This is a genomic window from Sandarakinorhabdus sp., assembly GCF_987265915.1.
The window spans coordinates 1,404,676-1,420,777 of sequence record NZ_OZ503948.1; the positions used below are offsets into that span (position 1 = coordinate 1,404,676).

At 66.0% G+C, this 16,102-nt stretch carries 14 protein-coding genes; 2 read left to right on the top strand and 12 right to left on the bottom strand.

What is annotated here, in order from left to right; translation table 11 throughout:
* Nucleotides 1-2 precede the first annotated feature (2 nt).
* The 9 genes from AC6UUM_RS06870 to AC6UUM_RS06910 form a co-directional block, all read right to left on the bottom strand.
* A complete protein-coding gene (locus AC6UUM_RS06870) occupies nucleotides 3-785 on the bottom strand; it encodes an SDR family oxidoreductase (protein WP_500804585.1) in 783 nt (260 codons plus the stop codon).
* A 5-nt stretch (nucleotides 786-790) separates the two neighbouring features.
* Nucleotides 791-2,227 carry a diaminopimelate decarboxylase family protein gene (locus tag AC6UUM_RS06875; protein ID WP_500804586.1) on the bottom strand — a complete coding sequence of 479 codons (1,437 nt, stop codon included), beginning with the start codon at nucleotides 2,225-2,227 and terminating at the stop codon, nucleotides 791-793.
* A 23-nt stretch (nucleotides 2,228-2,250) separates the two neighbouring features.
* The gene (locus tag AC6UUM_RS06880) at nucleotides 2,251-3,156 is read right to left on the bottom strand and encodes a dihydrodipicolinate synthase family protein (RefSeq protein ID WP_500804587.1); all 906 of its coding nucleotides are present in this window, start codon (nucleotides 3,154-3,156) and stop codon (nucleotides 2,251-2,253) included.
* A gap of 14 nt (nucleotides 3,157-3,170) precedes the next feature.
* Nucleotides 3,171-4,250 (bottom strand): ABC transporter ATP-binding protein, encoded by a 1,080-nt coding sequence (locus tag AC6UUM_RS06885; RefSeq protein WP_500804588.1) that lies wholly within the window; start codon nucleotides 4,248-4,250, stop codon nucleotides 3,171-3,173.
* A gap of 3 nt (nucleotides 4,251-4,253) precedes the next feature.
* Nucleotides 4,254-5,087, bottom strand: a complete 834-nt coding sequence (locus AC6UUM_RS06890) for a carbohydrate ABC transporter permease (RefSeq protein WP_500804589.1) — start codon at nucleotides 5,085-5,087, stop codon at nucleotides 4,254-4,256.
* Entirely contained in the window at nucleotides 5,084-6,001 is a 918-nt protein-coding gene (locus AC6UUM_RS06895) for a carbohydrate ABC transporter permease (RefSeq protein WP_500804590.1), read from the bottom strand. The genes AC6UUM_RS06890 and AC6UUM_RS06895 overlap by 4 nt, the downstream gene beginning before the upstream one ends.
* On the bottom strand, nucleotides 5,994-7,346 hold the full coding sequence (locus AC6UUM_RS06900; protein WP_500804591.1) for an ABC transporter substrate-binding protein: 1,353 nt from the start codon (nucleotides 7,344-7,346) through the stop codon (nucleotides 5,994-5,996). The genes AC6UUM_RS06895 and AC6UUM_RS06900 overlap by 8 nt, the downstream gene beginning before the upstream one ends.
* A 223-nt stretch (nucleotides 7,347-7,569) precedes the next feature.
* On the bottom strand, nucleotides 7,570-8,718 hold the full coding sequence (locus AC6UUM_RS06905; RefSeq protein ID WP_500804592.1) for an NAD(P)/FAD-dependent oxidoreductase: 1,149 nt from the start codon (nucleotides 8,716-8,718) through the stop codon (nucleotides 7,570-7,572).
* Nucleotides 8,718-10,406: an FAD-dependent oxidoreductase gene (locus tag AC6UUM_RS06910; protein ID WP_500804593.1), complete on the bottom strand. Its 1,689-nt coding sequence runs from the start codon at nucleotides 10,404-10,406 to the stop codon at nucleotides 8,718-8,720. The genes AC6UUM_RS06905 and AC6UUM_RS06910 overlap by 1 nt, the downstream gene beginning before the upstream one ends.
* 269 nt (nucleotides 10,407-10,675) lie before the next feature.
* On the opposite strand from AC6UUM_RS06910, the gene AC6UUM_RS06915 reads away from it, so the two are divergent.
* Together AC6UUM_RS06915 and AC6UUM_RS06920 are read left to right on the top strand one after the other, a co-directional pair.
* Nucleotides 10,676-12,139: an NAD-dependent succinate-semialdehyde dehydrogenase gene (locus AC6UUM_RS06915; RefSeq protein WP_500804594.1), complete on the top strand. Its 1,464-nt coding sequence runs from the start codon at nucleotides 10,676-10,678 to the stop codon at nucleotides 12,137-12,139.
* Between the two features lie 32 nt (nucleotides 12,140-12,171).
* The gene (locus AC6UUM_RS06920; RefSeq protein WP_500804595.1) at nucleotides 12,172-12,948 is read left to right on the top strand and encodes an IclR family transcriptional regulator domain-containing protein; all 777 of its coding nucleotides are present in this window, start codon (nucleotides 12,172-12,174) and stop codon (nucleotides 12,946-12,948) included.
* Here AC6UUM_RS06920 and AC6UUM_RS06925 read toward each other — a convergent pair.
* The 3 genes from AC6UUM_RS06925 to AC6UUM_RS06935 are packed head-to-tail and all read right to left on the bottom strand — an operon-like array spanning nucleotide 12,932 to nucleotide 16,076.
* Nucleotides 12,932-14,143, bottom strand: coding sequence for a dicarboxylate/amino acid:cation symporter (locus AC6UUM_RS06925; RefSeq protein ID WP_500804596.1), 1,212 nt, complete (start codon nucleotides 14,141-14,143; stop codon nucleotides 12,932-12,934). The two genes, AC6UUM_RS06920 and AC6UUM_RS06925, sit on opposite strands and share 17 nt — an antisense overlap.
* A complete protein-coding gene (locus AC6UUM_RS06930) occupies nucleotides 14,140-15,174 on the bottom strand; it encodes an LLM class flavin-dependent oxidoreductase (protein WP_500804597.1) in 1,035 nt (344 codons plus the stop codon). Before AC6UUM_RS06930 ends, AC6UUM_RS06925 begins: the two co-directional genes overlap by 4 nt.
* On the bottom strand, nucleotides 15,174-16,076 hold the full coding sequence (locus AC6UUM_RS06935; RefSeq protein WP_500804598.1) for an ATP-grasp domain-containing protein: 903 nt from the start codon (nucleotides 16,074-16,076) through the stop codon (nucleotides 15,174-15,176). Before AC6UUM_RS06935 ends, AC6UUM_RS06930 begins: the two co-directional genes overlap by 1 nt.
* Between the last annotated feature and the right edge of the window lie 26 nt (nucleotides 16,077-16,102).

Sequence of the window (16,102 nt, forward strand, 5' to 3'; positions counted from 1 at the left end):
GATCAGAACAGACCCTGATAGACGCCGCCATCGATGACGATGTTCTGCCCGGTCATGAAGCCGACGTTGGCACCGCACAGAAAGGCGATCAGATCACCGCATTCGGCCGGATCGGCAAAGCGCCGCGCCGGTGTCTGCTTCAGCCGGTCCGCGACGATCGCTTCATAGGTCGTATTGCCCCGCGCGGCATGGCTGTGCAGGTTGGTGCGCAGCGCGTCCGTATCGAAAAAGCCGGGCAGCACGCTGTTGATCACCACATTATGGGGGACCAGCTCGCGCACCATCGACGCGATGGCACCGGCCAGCCCGACCCGCGCCGCATGGCTGTGGGCAAAATTCACCTGCGGGAACTTGATGTTGCTCACCGAGATGTTGACCACCCGCCCGAACTTGCGGTCACACATGCCGGGCACGACGGCGCGAATGAAATCGATCTGGGCATGGAAATGCGCCTCCATCCAGAAATCCCAATCGGCGCGGGCCATCGTTCGGAAATCATCCGGCGTCTGCCGCACGCCGGGATTGCAGACCAGGATATCGGGATCGGGGCAGGCGGCGATCACAGCCGCGCGGTCGTCCGGCGATGTCAGGTCTGCGGCCAGGATATTGGCCCTGATGCCGGTTTCATCCGCGAGCGCGCGTGCCGCCGCCGCCAAGGTGTCGGCGCTGCGTGCCACCAGCGTCAGATGCACGCCTTCGCGTGCCAGCGATCGCGCCGCGGCCAGGCCCAGCCCCTTGCTGGCGCCGCAAACCAGCGCGTGACGTCCGGAAATGCCCAGATCCATGGCGCTTATTCCGCCGGCGCGAACGAAGCGGCGAGCAGATGCGCCGGCACGCGGAAGCGGCCCACGGCATCTTTCAATTGCTCGCGTTCGGTGGTGACTTCGGCATGGCTGCCGGTGACCAGCACGGTGGCTGGCAGCAATTGCGCATTATATCGGGCTGCCGAGGATTCGGTGTAGCCGCCGGTATCGAGGAAGGCGACCAGATCGCCACGCTGCAACGCCGGCATGCGGCGGTGCTTGCCCACCTCATCGCTGTTGCACAGCGGCCCGACCAGATCGACCGTCTCGGTCGGCTCGGCCGCGGCATCCACCACTGGCAGCGCATGATAATACCAATCCAGAACCGCCGCCCACGACAGATGGTTGGTGGAAATATCGAGGTTGACCCACTTGCGGGTCTCGCCCTGCTTGACCGCGCCGACACGGCCCACCGCGACGCCGGCCGGACCGGACAGGGCGCGGCCCGGCTCCAGCCGCAGCCTGGGCAGCGGCAGGCCAAGTCTCTCGGCCTCTTCCTTGATCGCGCCGCAGCACAGCCGGGCATAATCCGCCGGCGTCGGCGCGTTCTGGTCATCCAGCTGGCTGTTGGGGCCGGTGCCGTACCATTTGCCGAAGGTCCAGCCGCCGCCGATATCGATGCACGGCGGCACCCAGCCGGTGGCATCGCGCAAATAACCGGAACAGGTGATCATCTCGCGCGCCATCACGGCAAAATCGGCCGGATCATTCGACATGCGCGACAGGTGGAAATGGGTTTCCTTCAGCCGCACCGCCGGCATGGCGAGCGCGCGCCGGACGATGTCGGCAGTCTGCTCGCGGGTCATGCCCCATTTGGTGGAATCGCTCTGCTGTTTCAGCGTGCCGGGCCCGTGCATCGACACGCCCATGCGGTCGCGCAGCGGCTCCAGATCGAGCTTCAGCCTGATGCCGATATCGGCAACCACGCCCAGCCGGCGCGCCACGGCGTCGATGCGGTCAAGCTCGTCCATGGCATCGATATTGATGCACAGGCCGTTGGCGATGGCCATTTCCAGCTCGTCGGCCTGCTTGTTCGAACCGTTCAGCACCAGCGTTTTCGGATTGGTGCCGGCCAGCAGCGCCATATACATTTCCTGCGCGCCGAAACAGTCACCGCCGGCGCCTTCGCTGTTCATGATGTGGCGGATGGCGAGGCCATTGTTGGACTTGTTGGCGAACAGGATCTCGACATCGGGATATTCGGCGCGGAAGGCATCGCGAAACGCCCGATAGGTGTGGCGCAGCTGGTTTTCGGAGATGATGTAGAGCGGCGTGCCGAAGCGGGCGGCCAGATCGGCGACATCGCAGCCATCGACCCACAGATTGCCGTTGGGTCCGATCCCGATGAAATCGCCATACTGCACGTCATATTGGGCCGGCACCAGCGCCGGCGCTCGTCTGGCGATCCTGGTCTGCACGTTCATGTCGTTTCTCCCCTTGTCGCTGATCAAAGCAAACCAAGCGCCTGCAGCCCGGCCTGGAGGCCAGCGTGCGCCTCAGCCGACAGCCGGCGCAGCGGCGGGCGCGGCGTGCCACCGCCGGGATAGCCCAGCATGTCCATGGCCGCCTTGGTGGCCGGATACAGGGTGCGGCCGCCGCTGGTGAACAGGTCGGTCAGCTTGCGCCCCATCGCCTGGAGTTCGGCGGCGTGCGCGCTGTCGCCATTCTTCGCCGCGAAATAGAGATCAAGGCCGCCGCGGCGCCAGATATTGGGGAAGCAATCGATGGTGCCATCGGCACCCAGCTGCACGGCCGGCACGCCGAACACCGATGAGGGGCCGCAGAACACCCGCAGCCGATCATGGACGGCGAGATGGGTGCCGTAGAAATTGTTCCAGTCGCCGGAGCTTTCCTTGATGGCCACCACCGGATCGAGATCGGCCAGCCGCACGGCCAGCGCCGGCGTGATGGCATTCACCGCATTGCCGGGGATGTTGTAGAGCAGCACCGGCAAGCCCACCTGCGCGGTGACATCGGCATAATGGGCGAAAATCTCGTCGTCGGTCAGCTTGACGAAATAGGGTGGCAGGATCAGCGCGCCATCGCAGCCGATCTGCTCGGCATGGCGGGTCAGGGCCACGGTTTCCGCCACCGTGATCGCACCTGTGCCGACAATCAACGTGCCGCGGCCGCCAATCGCCTCGCGCGCCACGTCAAACAGGCGCTTGCGCTCCTCGTGGTTCAGCGCCCAGAACTCGCCGGTGCACCCGCCGACCACGACGCCGGTGGCGCCCGCATCGATCAGTTCGATCATGTTGGCGGCAAAGCCGGCCTCATCGATCCGGCCATCATCATGAAATTGCGTGGTGACGGCGGGCATCGGCCCCGACCAATTGACGCTGTTGCGATCCACGTGTGTCTCCCCGATCAGCGGTTGGGCACGGTCGCCAGCCGGCGGCCGTCATGTTTGTCGAACAGATGCAGGCGATCCCGCCGCAGATCGAAAGCGACCGACTCGCCCGCATGCAGCGCCGCCGATCCGGCAATGCGGGCGGTCAATGACAGGCCATCGGCCTCCAGAAACACGATGGTTTCATGGCCGATCGGTTCGACCAGCCGCACCCTGGCCGCCCAGGGGCCGGCCCCCACGATTACATCTTCGGGCCTGATGCCGATGGTGACGTCGCCTTGCGTTGCCGCAGGGACCGCGAACGGCAGATCGATGGCCAGCGCGCCGACCCGGACACTCGCCTTGTCCGCTTCGGGCACCAATATGCCATAGGCCAGGGTCATGGCCGGCGTGCCGATGAAGCCGGCGACGAAGGCATTGGCCGGCTGGTTGTAGATGTCGGCCGGCGGCGCGAATTGCTGCAGCACGCCGTCGCGCATCACCGCGATCCGGGTGGACATGGTCATCGCTTCGAGCTGGTCGTGGGTGACATAGACCATCGTCTTGCCCAGCCGGCGGTGCAGCTCGATCAGTTCGGCGCGCATATGGGCGCGCAGCGCGGCATCGAGGTTGGACAGCGGCTCATCGAGCAGGAAGACGCTGGGGTCGCGCACCAGCGCGCGGCCCAGCGCGACGCGCTGTTGCTGGCCGCCCGACAACTGCTTCGGCTTGCGGTCCAGCAGCGGCTCCAGCTTCAGCAGCGCGGCGACTTCGGCCAGCTTGCGCGCCCGCTCGGCCTTGGCCACCCCGCGCTTCTTCAGCGGGTAGCAGATATTCTCCGCGACGGTCATGTGCGGATAAAGCGCATAGGATTGGAACACCATCGCGATGTCCCGCGCGGCCGGTGCGAGATCGACGACATCGCGGTCACCGATGCGGATACTGCCGCCGCTGGTCTGCTCCAGCCCGGCCAGCATCCTGAGCGTCGTGGTCTTGCCGCAGCCCGATGGCCCCAGCAACGACACGAATTCGCCGGACTCGATCGTCAGATCGAGGCACGGGATGGCGACCGTTTCGCCGAAGGTCTTGCGGACCTTGTCGAAGACCACCTGCACCACGGCCTAACCCTTCACGCCGCCGGCGCCAACGCCGCTGGTCAGGTAGCGCTGGAAGACGCCGAACAGGATGACCAGCGGGATGCTCATCATCACCGATGCGGCCATCAACAGCGACCATTCGATGTTGAAGGCGGAAATCAGCATGTTCATGACGCCGGTGGTCAGCGGTCGGGCCTCATCGCTGTTCACCAGCACCAGCGCGAACAGATATTCGTTCCAGGCCAGGATGAAGGTGAACAGCGCGGTCGAAATGATGCCCGGCAAGGCCTGCGGCAGCACGACATCGACAAACGCGCCCATGCGGCTGGCGCCATCGACCATGGCGGCGGATTCAAGGTCTTCAGGAATGCCGGCCATGAACGAGCGCAGCAGCCACAGCGCATAGGGCAAGGCAAAGGTCATGTAGGCGGCCACCAGACTGGCCAGCGTGTTGGCCAGCCCGACCTGCACCAGCATCAGATAGAGCGGCGAAATCAGTACCACCGACGGCAGCAGATAGGTGAACAACACCAAAGTCGCCAGCGTTTCGCGGCCTCGATACCGAAAGCGCACCAGGCTGTAGGCGCCCAGCACGCTGACCGCGACGACCAGCACGGTGGTCGAGATCGCGAGGATCATGCTGTTGCCGAAATAGGTGAGGAACGGCGTTTCGGTCAGCACGCGGGCATAATGTTCGAAGGTGATGGCTTGCGGCCAGAAGCGCGGCGACGTGGTGAACAATTCCGTTTGCGGTTTCACCGAGGTCAGCAGCATCCAGGCCAAGGGGAAGGCAATTATGATCACCAGCGGCCAGGTGATCAGGCTGGCCAGCAGCGCAGGGCGGCGGCGCGGGCTCATGGCGTGGCCGCCCGCGCCCGGCGCAGATAGGCCAGCATGAACACCAGCATCACCAGCATCATCGACACGGCATAGGCCGCGGCCATGCCCATCTGGTTCAGCCCGAACGCCTGCTGGTAAACGATCAGCGGCAGGGTGCGGGTGCCGTTCACCGGCCCGCCGCCGGTGAGCAGATAGACAAGATCGAACTCCTTGAAATCCCACACCGTGCGCAGCAGGATCACGATGGTCAGGACCTCGCGCAGCTGTGGCAGGGTCACATCGAAAAAGCGGCTGATCGGCCCGGCGCCATCGATCTTGGCAGCTTCGTACAGCGCTTCCGGGATGGTTTGCAGCCGCGCCAGCACGGCGATCACCACGAACGGGAAGAATTTCCAGGCGCCGACCACGATGATGCTGAGCATGGCATTGGGCATGCTGCCCAGCCAGTTCACCGGCGCATCGATCAGGCCGGCGCTGATGGCGAGGCTGTTCACGATTCCATAGAGATCGTTGAACAGCCAGCGCCAGACCAGCACGGCCACCACGGTCGAAAGGAAATAGGGGAACAGCACCAGGCTGCGCGCCAGCGAGCGGAACAGGATATTCTGATGCAGCAGCAGCGCCATGCCGACTCCGACGAGGATTTGCAGCGTGAGCGTGCCGACCGTCCAGATTGCCGTGGTCAGCAAGGCAGACCAGAAGCCGCCCGAGCCCAGCAGTTCGCGATAATTGCCGAGGCCGACAAAATGGCCTTCCAGCGTGGGCGTGTAGATCGAGAAGAAGGACAGATAGATCGCCGACAGCAAAGGATAGACGATCACCGCGCCGAGCACGAGGATCGTCGGCGCAATCAGCGCCAGTCCGAGCAGGGCCTCCCGGCGTTCGCGCGCGACTCCCCCAGGGGATGCCGGCGCTGTGGCCGCGTCAGCCACGCATCAGCTCCGCCAACCGCGCCGCCGTCTTGGCCACGGCCTGGCGCGGCGCTTCGCCGTTCAGCACGACACGCTGCACCAGTTCGGCAATGGCGTTGCTGGCGATGATCTCGTTGGCCTTCAGATTGGGTTTGTGCGCCGCGGTTTCCTGGCCAAGATTATGGCCGGCGGCGGCGCTGCGGGTCATCAGATCGATCTCGGCGCCATATTTGGCAATCAGCGGATTGGCGATATAGGCCGGGTCGGCAGCGACCGTCTTCAGCACCGGCAGCACATGGCCGGGCGCGGCGTGCAACTGCTGCACATACAGGTCGGGCCGATAGAGCATTGCTGCAAAGGCCTTGGTTTCGGCGAGGTTCGCCACACCCTTGGGGATCATCAGGCTGGGGAAATCATTGAATGTCCACGCCGGGACATCGCGCGACATTGTGGGGTAGGCTGTGCAGCTGATCGCATCAGCAATCCCGGGATTTTGCGCCGCGACATTGGCCAGCACCCGGCCGCCATAAATGCCGGTGGCGGTGGCGCCCGAAACAAAGGCGGTCAGGCTTTCGCCCCAGCTGAAATTCGACGCGCCGGCCGGGCAAAATTCGCGCATCGAGCGATAGAATTCCAGCGCATCATAGGTCGGCTGGCTGTCGATGGCCACGGCCAGATCGGGGCTGAACAGCTGGCCGCCGGCGCGGTGGATGAAGCCGATGAAGATCAGCGATGTCATCGCGTTCATGCCATAGGGCAAGGCCGCGCCGTACAGGCCCGGGCGTTGCAGTTTCCGGCAGGCGCTGCGCAATTCGTCCCAGGTGGCCGGCGGGCTCGCGATGCCGGCAGCGTTGAGCAGATCCTTGCGATACCAGAACATGTCCACCGCGGTGTTGCCGATGCCGGTGGCGCAATAATGATTGTCCGCGGTGCGATAGATGTCGTTGGCGCCGGCGAAATATTTGTCACTGCCGATCGCCTGGATCACATCATCGACCGGCTCGAGCAGGCCTTGCGCATAATAGGTCTGCGCCGCGAACGAGGGCAGGTGGGTGACGAGGTTCGGCAGTTGCTTGGCCGCAAAGGCCGCGGCAAACTGCGCCGGATAGCCTTCATCCGATGTTGGTTCGAAGACAACGCGCAATGTGGGGTTGGCGGCTTCGAAGGCGGCGATCTGCGCCTTGTAGGCCTTCAACTGATTGGGCGCGGCCTGCGGTGACCACCAGCGCAAGGTGGTGCGTTCATCCTTGCTGCCGCAGCCGGCGGTCAAGGCGACCGCAGCGGCCGCGCCGCTGCCCGCCAGCACGCGCAGCGCATCGCGGCGCGTGACATGCCGCCGCAACGGATTGCGCCCCGGCTGATTCACAGCCCCCACTCCCTTTACTGAAATGTTCGCATGGCGACCATATGTTCACTATGGTCAGATGGCTGGACCCGCGCAAGATGCATTTTCTGGCCATTTATCAGGGAAACGCCGCCGATTGGGCCGCAATCACGGTCGTTTTTTGAAACATCGTTCGCTGTGCGCACGCGCTCTTTCCCGTTGGTCTGGCCGGATTCGCGTAGCATGCCAGCGAACTGCTGCCGTTTCACCAGAAACGATCCGGCCGGAACGGGCTGATATCCTCTTGCGGCGCGCGGCCCAGCATGACGTCGGCCACCAGCCGCGCCGACAACGGCCCCAACGTGTATCCGGCATCGCCGGGAATGGCCATGAACAGCCCAGGTGCCGCCGGCACTTCGCCCAGCACGCCCATCCCGTCCACCGAGGTGTTGATCCCGGCCCAGGTGCGGATGATGCGCAGATTGCCGATCTGCGGCACGATATGCTGCGCCAGGCTGGCATTGGCGATCAGGCTGGCCAGTTCGACCTGCGGGTGATCGCCCTCCAGCCGCGCCGGCCAGCCGCCGCCGATGACGATCTGCCCGGTGGCGAATTGCTTGAGCGTGATCATGCGATCGGCATGCTGCACCAGATGGCCGATCAGCGGCGGGGCGGCTTCGGTGATGTTCATGTGCAGCGGTTCGGCCACCGCCGGGATCATGATGCCCGCATCCAGGCTGGCGGCCAGCGCCCGCGCGCCGGCCCCGGCGGCCAGCACCACCCGGCCAGCGCGCACCGTGCCGCGCGGCGTGGTCACGGCAAAGCCGGTACCGGCCCGGGCAATTGTCGTCACCCGCAGATGTTCCGCCAGCACCACGCCGCGCGCCTTGATCCAGTTTCGGATCGCGGCATTGCACAGCAAGGGATTGAGCTTGCCTTCGTTGGCGCAAAGTTCGGCGCCAACAATGGCGGGCCCGAAATGCGGTGCAATCCGGTCCAGCGCAGCGCGATCGAGGATTTCGACATCAAGGCCGAACTGCCGTTCCCGCGCGGCCTTCAAGGCCAGGAAATCCAGTTGCGCCTGGCTTTCCGCAACCATGAGCCCGCCGGTCATCTTCAGATCGAAATCCGCCCCCAGCTGCGCCCCCAGCGCCTGCCAAAAGGCCACCGCCTTCGGGTAAAGCGGCAGCTGGCGTTCCATGTTGGGGACATTTTCCGGGTAGAGCCGCATGAAGCGGCTCTGCATCTGCACATGCAGGCTGCCGGCGTTGGCGCCGGAGCCGCCGCCACGGCCATCGTCGATGACCATGACGTCATGGCCTTCGTCAGCCAGAAAGCCGGCGAGGCACGAGCCGACGACGCCGCCACCGACCACCAGCGTGCCGATTTCGGCGGGCAGGACGGCAGACACCATCAGCGCCCGGCCAGATCGCGGATCAGCACCGGCTTCACCGGTGGACGCGGCGCAAAGCCGGAAAACTCGTCCGGTGCCGTGCCGCAGCGATCCGTGATCAGCGCCTCCAGCAACGGCCGGCAATAACGGCCCTGGCACGGCCCCATGCCGATGCGGGTGGCGCGTTTGATGGTGCCAGCCTGGGTCTGGCCATCGGCCAGCGCCGCCCGCGCCGTGCCGAAGCAAACCTCCTCGCAGCGGCAGATCATCGTGTCGTCGGGGACGTCGGCGATGCGCAGCGGCGGCGCGCGATAGAGCTGCCACAGGGCCTGTTGAAAGCGGCGATGGCGGTGCCCGGCTGCGGCGGCAGCCTGCCGTTCCTGCGCCAATTCAGGCCCGATGGCATGGCCAAGATCAGCCGCCGCGGCAAAGCCCGCCAGCACGCCATCGGCCGCCGCCACCCGCGCGCCGACAAGCCCGGTACAGTCGCCCAGCGCATAGACACCGGCCACGCTGGTGCGGCCATCGCCATCCCGCCGGGGCACCAGCCGGTTCAGCGCGGCATCATGATCATGGCGGCAGCCCAGCGCGCGCAGCAGTTCGTTGGACGGATCGAAGCCATAGCCCAGGCACAACACATCGGTTTCGAACACACGTTGGCTCGCGTCACCCGATGCGGCCTTGATCGTGACCTGCAGGCCGGTCGGCGTCTGCGCGATGGCCGCGACCACCATGCCGTGCAGCATCGGCACGCCGCGCCGCAGCCGCTGCCAGTGATAGCGCAGGCCTTGCGCCACCAGCGCTGGTGACGCCGCGGCCATGGCGGCCGCCGCAACCAGATCGTGCGTTGACGGCGGCGCGGCCTCCACCACGGCCGCCACATCCGCGCCGCCGCCGCTGAGTTCGGCGGCCAGCTGAAGATTGAGCGGGCCATTGCCGGCGATCAGCACCCGCCGGCCCGGCAGGCGGCGTGCCGTGCGCCACAAGGTCTGCGCCGCGCCGGTGGTCATCACGCCGGGCAATTGCCAGCCCGGCACCGGCCAGGCGCGCTCATAGGCGCCGGTGGCAATGATGGCGGCCCTGGGCAATATCCGCATGGCCCCGGCCGTTTCGGCGGCGGCGACGAACGCCAGCGGTGTGAATGCGCCCCACACCGTCACGCCGCTGCGGATGACCACGCCGGCTGCAATCGCCTGGTTCACCAGCGCCAGCCCTTCCCGATGTTGGGCATCGGGCGGCAATACGCCGTCACCCTGCACGGCGACCGGCTTGAAAAATTGCCCGCCCGGCAGGCGCCGTTCGTCCACGACCATCACATCCACGCCGGCCCGGCGCGCGGCGATGGCGGCGGAAAGGCCGCCGGGCCCAGCGCCGATGATCAGCAGTTCCGGACGCTCGACCCGCATGTCGTCGATGGTGGCCGGCGGCAGCGGATCGACCGCGCCAGTGCCGCTGTGCCCGTGCCGCTGCCGGCGGATCGTCGTCGGCTGGACAACGCTGGTCATGCAGGCGCGGCGATTGGGGGCGCCATCAATCTCCACCAGGCAATCCTGGCACACGCCCATGCCGCAAAACAGGCCGCGTTCGGCATCGGAGCGGGTGGTGCGCATCCCCCTGATGCCATGCGCCGTCAGCGCGGCGGCGACACTTTCCCCGGCGCGGGCCCGGATCGGTTCGCCTTCGAAGCTGATCTGCACAAACTCGCTCATGCCCGCTCTCTGATCTTCGCCTGCCGCCAGCGTCAACCGGGTTGCTCCGGCCCGACAGCTTCGGCCGCCAGATGGCGTGATCCTGATGATTTGTTCACATTGCGAACGCGTGTTCGCCGGTTGACTAAACCATCTCTCCAGCCTCACAACAAGCCCTTGCCCTGCCCGCCGCGCGTGCGGACTTACGGGTGCGGCGACGTTGTTCGATTTGCGCGCCCATGTGCGGCGGGAGCGGGCAGGAGCGATGCCCGCAGATCAAGGAGCATGACATGGAATTGAAGGATCGGGGCCTGTTGCGCGATGCGCTGCTGATAAATGGCCAATGGGTGATGCCGGCGGGCCTGGCGCGCTTCGATGTCACCAATCCAGCGACCGGCGCCGTGCTGGCGCAGGTGGCCAAGGGCGGCACGGCCGAGGCGCAAGCTGCCATTGCAGCGGCTGATGCGGCCCTTCCCGATTGGCGCGGTCGCACCGCCAAGGAACGCTCGACCATCCTGCGGCGCTGGCATGATCTGGTGGTCGAACATGTCGAGGATCTGGCCCAGATCCTGACCGCCGAGCAGGGCAAGCCGCTGGCCGAAGCGCGCGCCGAAATCCTCTATGGTGCGGCCTTCTTCGAATTTTATGCCGAAGAGGCCAAGCGCATCTATGGCGAATTGGTGCCGAGCTTCGCGCGCGACCGCCGCATCGCCGTCATGAAACAGCCGATCGGCGTGGTCGCGGCCATCACCCCGTGGAATTTCCCGATGGCGATGATCCCGCGCAAGGCGGCACCGGCGCTTGCGGCCGGCTGCACCATGGTGCTGAAGCCGGCGAGCGCGACGCCGCTGTCGGCGCTGGCGCTGGGCGAGCTGGCGATCCGCGCCGGATTGCCGCCAGGCGTGTTCAATGTCGTGCCGGGCAGCGCCGGCGCGGTCGGCGATGCGCTGGTCACCAGCGAAACGGTGCGCAAGCTGACCTTCACGGGATCGACCGAAGTTGGCCGCGAGCTGATGGCCAAGGCGGCCGGCACCATCAAGAAAGTGGCGCTGGAACTGGGCGGCAACGCGCCGGTGGTGGTGTTCGACGATGCCGATATCGAAGCGGCGGTGGCCGGCACCATCGCCACCAAGTTCCGCAACATGGGCCAGACCTGCGTTTGCGCCAACCGCATCTATGTGCAGGCCGCCATCCATGATCGCTATTTGGCGGCGCTGACAGCGGCGGTGGCGGCCTTGCAGGTCGGCGATGGCTTTGCCGCCGGGGTGCAGCAGGGGCCGCTGATCGACATGGCGGCGGTGGAAAAATGCGAGGCGCATATCGCCGATGCGCTGGCCAAGGGCGCGCGGCTGGTCGCCGGCGGTGGCCGCCATGCGCTGGGCGGCAGCTATTTCCAGCCGACGGTGCTGGCCGATGCCACGCAGGACATGCTGATCGCCCGCGAAGAAACCTTCGGCCCGGTGGCGCCGGTGTTCCGCTTCGAAACCGAGGCCGAGGCCGTCCGCTTGGCCAATGATACCGAATATGGCCTGGCCGCCTATTTCTTCACGGCGGATCATGCCCGAGTCTGGCGCTTCAGCGAGGCGCTCGATTTCGGGATCGTTGGCGTCAACACCGGGGCCACCTCCTATGAAGGCGCTCCGTTCGGCGGCATGAAGGCCTCCGGAATCGGGCGCGAAGGCTCCCGCCACGGCATCGATGAATTTCTTGAAATCAAATATGTTTGTATGGCAGGTGTGCCGCCTTTGAGTTGAGGCGCGATATGTCGTTCATCGAAAGCCCTTCCATGAATTCGCTGGAGGTCGCCGATGCCGGCGATCGTGACTATGTGGCATCGCTGGCGCGCGGGCTTGAGGTGATTTCGGCTTTCACCAAATCCCGCCCCAAGATGACGCTTTCGGATATTGCGCGCAGCACCGGCATGTCGCGCGCGACCGTGCGCCGCCTGCTGCTCACCCTGGTGCGCGAAGGCTATGCCGAAAAGGACGACAAGCTGTTCTATCTGAAGCCCAAGGTGCTGAAATTGGGCTATTCGGCGGTGTCGTCGATGAGCATGCTGGATGTCATCCAGCCGGTGATGAACCAACTCGCCGAAACGCTGCAGGAATCGGTGTTTGCCGCCGTGCTGGCCGGCGAAGACGTGTTCTATGTGGCCCGCGCAACCTCGGAGCGGCTGATCAATGTCGGCATCACGGTGGGCAAGCGGGCGCCGGCCTTTGCCGTCTCCACCGGGCGCATCCTGCTCGCCGCCGAGCCTGAAGAGGTGCGCGAAAAATATCTGGACAGCGTGAAGCTTGAGAAGCTGACGCCGAACACCGTCATGTCCAAGGTCAAGCTCCGCGCGCTGATCGAGGAGGCGCGCCTGGCCAATTACAGCATCGTCGATCAGGAACTGGAAGTCGGCCTGGGTGCGATTTCGGTGCCAATCCGCAACGGCGACGGCAAGGTGATTGCGGCGCTCAACGTCTGCTGCCCGTCATCCCGGTCATCCGTGCAGGACATGAAAAGGCAGATCCTGCCCGAAATGATGGCCGCAGCCCAGAAGATCACCGCGGGGCTGTAGGCGCGTCTGCATCCCGCCCGCTCAGCAGTGCCGTGATTCCCAGATCGGCGGTGACGTTGCTCACCGTATAGGCCATGTCGGGGATGGCATCGACCGCCAGCATCAACGGCAACAGCTCGATCGGGATGCCGGCGGCCAGCGCGGCCGGGGCATAGGCCGCGAAGAAGGTGATCTGGTTGGGCAGGCCCGCAATGGTCAGCGTGTTGACCACCGCCAGCGCGGCGATGATCACCAGTTGCAGCCAGCCCAGCGGGACGCCGCCCAGATGCGCCAGCGCCAGCGCGACGATCACGATCGAGGCCGGCGCGGCGATGCGGAACAGCGCCACCGCCATCGGCAACAGCGTATCGGCCTGCGTCCGCGCCAACCCCAGCGTGCGCGCCGCGGCCAGCATCGCCGGCAACGAGGCCAGCGACGATTGGGTGGTGAACGCCACCATCTGTGCCGGGGCCGCCGCGCGCACGAACGCCATCATCGGCACAAGCCGGAACAGCGCCACCAGCAGATAGACGATCAGCGCCAGCAGCAGCGTGGCGATGATCTGCACCAGCACATACCAACCCAGCGCCGTGCCGAGCGCGATCCCGGTGCGCGCCGCGACGGCAAAGGCCAGCGCACACACGCCGACCGGCGCGAGCAGCAGCACCCAGCCAACGATCACCAGCATCGTATCGACCACGCCGGCCAGGCCTTCCGAAATGGCATGGGCGCGCGCCGCATCGATGCGGGCCAGCGCGAAGGCGAAGACCAAAGCGAAGATCACCACCGGCACGATGGCGCCCTGCGCCGCGGCGCCGATCGGGTTGGCGGGGATCAGGGCACGCACCGTATCGGCCGTGGCCGGCAGTGCCGGCACCACCTGGTCCGGCGGCGCCAGCGTGGTCGTGAGTTGCCAATCGGCGAACATCACCCCGCCCACCGCGAGACCCACGCAGGCCGACAGAACGAGCAATGCGATGAAGCTGATCAGCGCGCGCCGCGTGACGGCGGCGCCGCCCTGGCGCAGCGTGCCGGTGATGCCGGTAACGATCAGGCCGAACACCAAAGGCACCACCGTCATCCGCAGCGCATCAAGCCACACGCCGCCGATCAGTTGCGCGGCTGGAACAAGGCCACTGTCCGGCCCGGCGATCACCCCCAGCCCCAGCCCGACGATCACCCCGGCCAGGATGCGCAGCGTGGTGCCGCCGGTCATGCCCCGATCGGCGCGGCCACGCGCCCCATCACCTGTACGGCGAAGCGCTCCATTTCCTCGGCCTGCGGGCTCATCTGCAACAGCAGCAGATCGAGCCCAGCGCCTTCATAATCGGCGATGCGCTGCTTCAGCTGTTCGGGCGTGCCGACCAGATTGGGCCGCAGGCCGCGGTTCGACACCGCATATTCCTGCAACTTGAATTCGCGCTCCAGCTGCGTGCCCGACAGCCATTGATCGAAATTGGCATAGCCGGCCGGCAGTTCGCCGACCGTGGTGATGCGCTCCAGCTCGCGCTGCGCTTCGGCTTCGCTGTCGCGCACGATGGCATAGGCGGCCATGCCGTACTGCATCGGCGCACCACCAGTGGCCGCACGGCGGGCGGCCATGTCGGCGATCTTGGCGGCCACCACATCGACCGGATCGCCGTGCATCACATAGGCATCGCACTGGGCCGCAATCAGCGTCTTGGCTGCCTCGCTTTCACCGCCGGCATAGACGGTGGGGCGCTTCACCGGCTTTGGCGCGCAGATCGCGGAATCGGTGGTGTAATATTGCCCAGCAAAGCTGAAGCGTTCCTGCGTCCACAGGCCATCGACCACCTGCAGCCATTCGCCGGTGCGGGCATAACGATCATCATGCTGATCGAATATCAGGCCATATTGCCGAGCTTCGTCGGCCCACCAGCTCGATACGACATTCAGCGCCAGCCGCCCGCCGCTGATCCGATCGATGTTGGCGGCGGCCTTGGCGAACAGCGCCGGATGGTGAAAATTCGGCCGCACCGCCACCATCAGCTCCAGCCGCTCGGTAATGGCGGCCAGCGCGGCGGCGGTGGACCATGCGTCCAGCGCCGGCTGCTCGATGCCCTTGATGTCATTGAGGTTCAGCTCGGCAATCAGCGTGAGGTCATAGCCCCAGCGTTCCGCGTTCAGCGTCAGCCGGCGGGCATAATCCCAGCTCGCGTCCATATTCTCATCGGCGACATTGCGCAGCCAGCCGCCGAACACCGGCATCCAGAAACCATAGCGCATCAGACTGTCTCCTGCGCCCAGCGCTCGATGTGATCGACCAGCCGGTCGTGCGGATCCCAGCCCAACACGTCCAGCGGGCGCGCGACGAAGTTGGACAGGGCATTGATGTCATAAAAACGTGGCGTGCCGCAGCGGTCGTCGATCATCACTTCCACCCCGCCCAGATCGAGATGCGCGGCCTGCGCAATGGCTTCGGCGGCATCGCGCAACGCGGCGGCGGGCTCGACCGCGGCCATGCTGATCCCGCTGCCGGCCACACAGGCATCGGCCGGGCACAGATCGAAGGCGCCGCCGCCGGCGACATCGATGGCATAGAGATATTGGCGGTCCAGTGTTTCCATGCGGGTGATGGTCCCGCCACGGATCGGCACCAATTCCTGCACCAGCAGCACGCCATCGATGCTGCCGGGCAGGCCGCCATCTTCCACCGCCGCGCGCAAGGCTTCGCGGCTGTCAAAGCGCACGATGCCGGCGCCGGCGCCGCCGATATTCGCCTTCACCACCAGCGGAAAGCTAATGCTGTCCGCCGTGGCAACCACGTCGGCGGCGCGGTGCACCACGCGCGTCGCCGGAATGGCGAGGCCCAGGCGGCTGATCAACGCCAGCTGCCGCGCCTTCGCCGTATCGATGGCCAGCGCGCGCGTGCCATTCAACACGCGGGCACCGGCGGCTTCCCATTGCGCCAACAGCGCGCTGGTCCAGAAAATCGGATGCTCCGCCTCGCGCAGGAAGGCCGACATGGCTATGCGGTTGAGGATCAACGGTGCCGGCACCGCGCTATCTGCCGGATCGAACGCCGTGCCGGGCGTGCGCAGCGCATAGTCGATCCCGCGCCGATCCAGCGCGGCAAACAGCGGCGTGAACCAGGCGGGATGTTCATACAGGATGGCGAGTTGGGTCATGACGGGATTGCCCTTACCGGCCTTGT

What these genes read in the sequence shown, in the direction of transcription:
- AC6UUM_RS06890 (WP_500804589.1), bottom strand. Translation starts at nt 5,087, where the DNA reads ATGAGCCCGCGCCGCCGCCCTGCGCTGCTGGCCAGCCTGATCACCTGG.
- AC6UUM_RS06915 (WP_500804594.1), top strand. Translation starts at nt 10,676, where the DNA reads ATGGAATTGAAGGATCGGGGCCTGTTGCGCGATGCGCTGCTGATAAAT.
- AC6UUM_RS06910 (WP_500804593.1), bottom strand. Translation starts at nt 10,406, where the DNA reads ATGAGCGAGTTTGTGCAGATCAGCTTCGAAGGCGAACCGATCCGGGCC.
- AC6UUM_RS06935 (WP_500804598.1), bottom strand. Translation starts at nt 16,076, where the DNA reads ATGACCCAACTCGCCATCCTGTATGAACATCCCGCCTGGTTCACGCCG.
- AC6UUM_RS06930 (WP_500804597.1), bottom strand. Translation starts at nt 15,174, where the DNA reads ATGCGCTATGGTTTCTGGATGCCGGTGTTCGGCGGCTGGCTGCGCAAT.
- AC6UUM_RS06875 (WP_500804586.1), bottom strand. Translation starts at nt 2,227, where the DNA reads ATGAACGTGCAGACCAGGATCGCCAGACGAGCGCCGGCGCTGGTGCCG.
- AC6UUM_RS06925 (WP_500804596.1), bottom strand. Translation starts at nt 14,143, where the DNA reads ATGACCGGCGGCACCACGCTGCGCATCCTGGCCGGGGTGATCGTCGGG.
- AC6UUM_RS06870 (WP_500804585.1), bottom strand. Translation starts at nt 785, where the DNA reads ATGGATCTGGGCATTTCCGGACGTCACGCGCTGGTTTGCGGCGCCAGC.
- AC6UUM_RS06905 (WP_500804592.1), bottom strand. Translation starts at nt 8,718, where the DNA reads ATGGTGTCTGCCGTCCTGCCCGCCGAAATCGGCACGCTGGTGGTCGGT.
- AC6UUM_RS06920 (WP_500804595.1), top strand. Translation starts at nt 12,172, where the DNA reads ATGAATTCGCTGGAGGTCGCCGATGCCGGCGATCGTGACTATGTGGCA.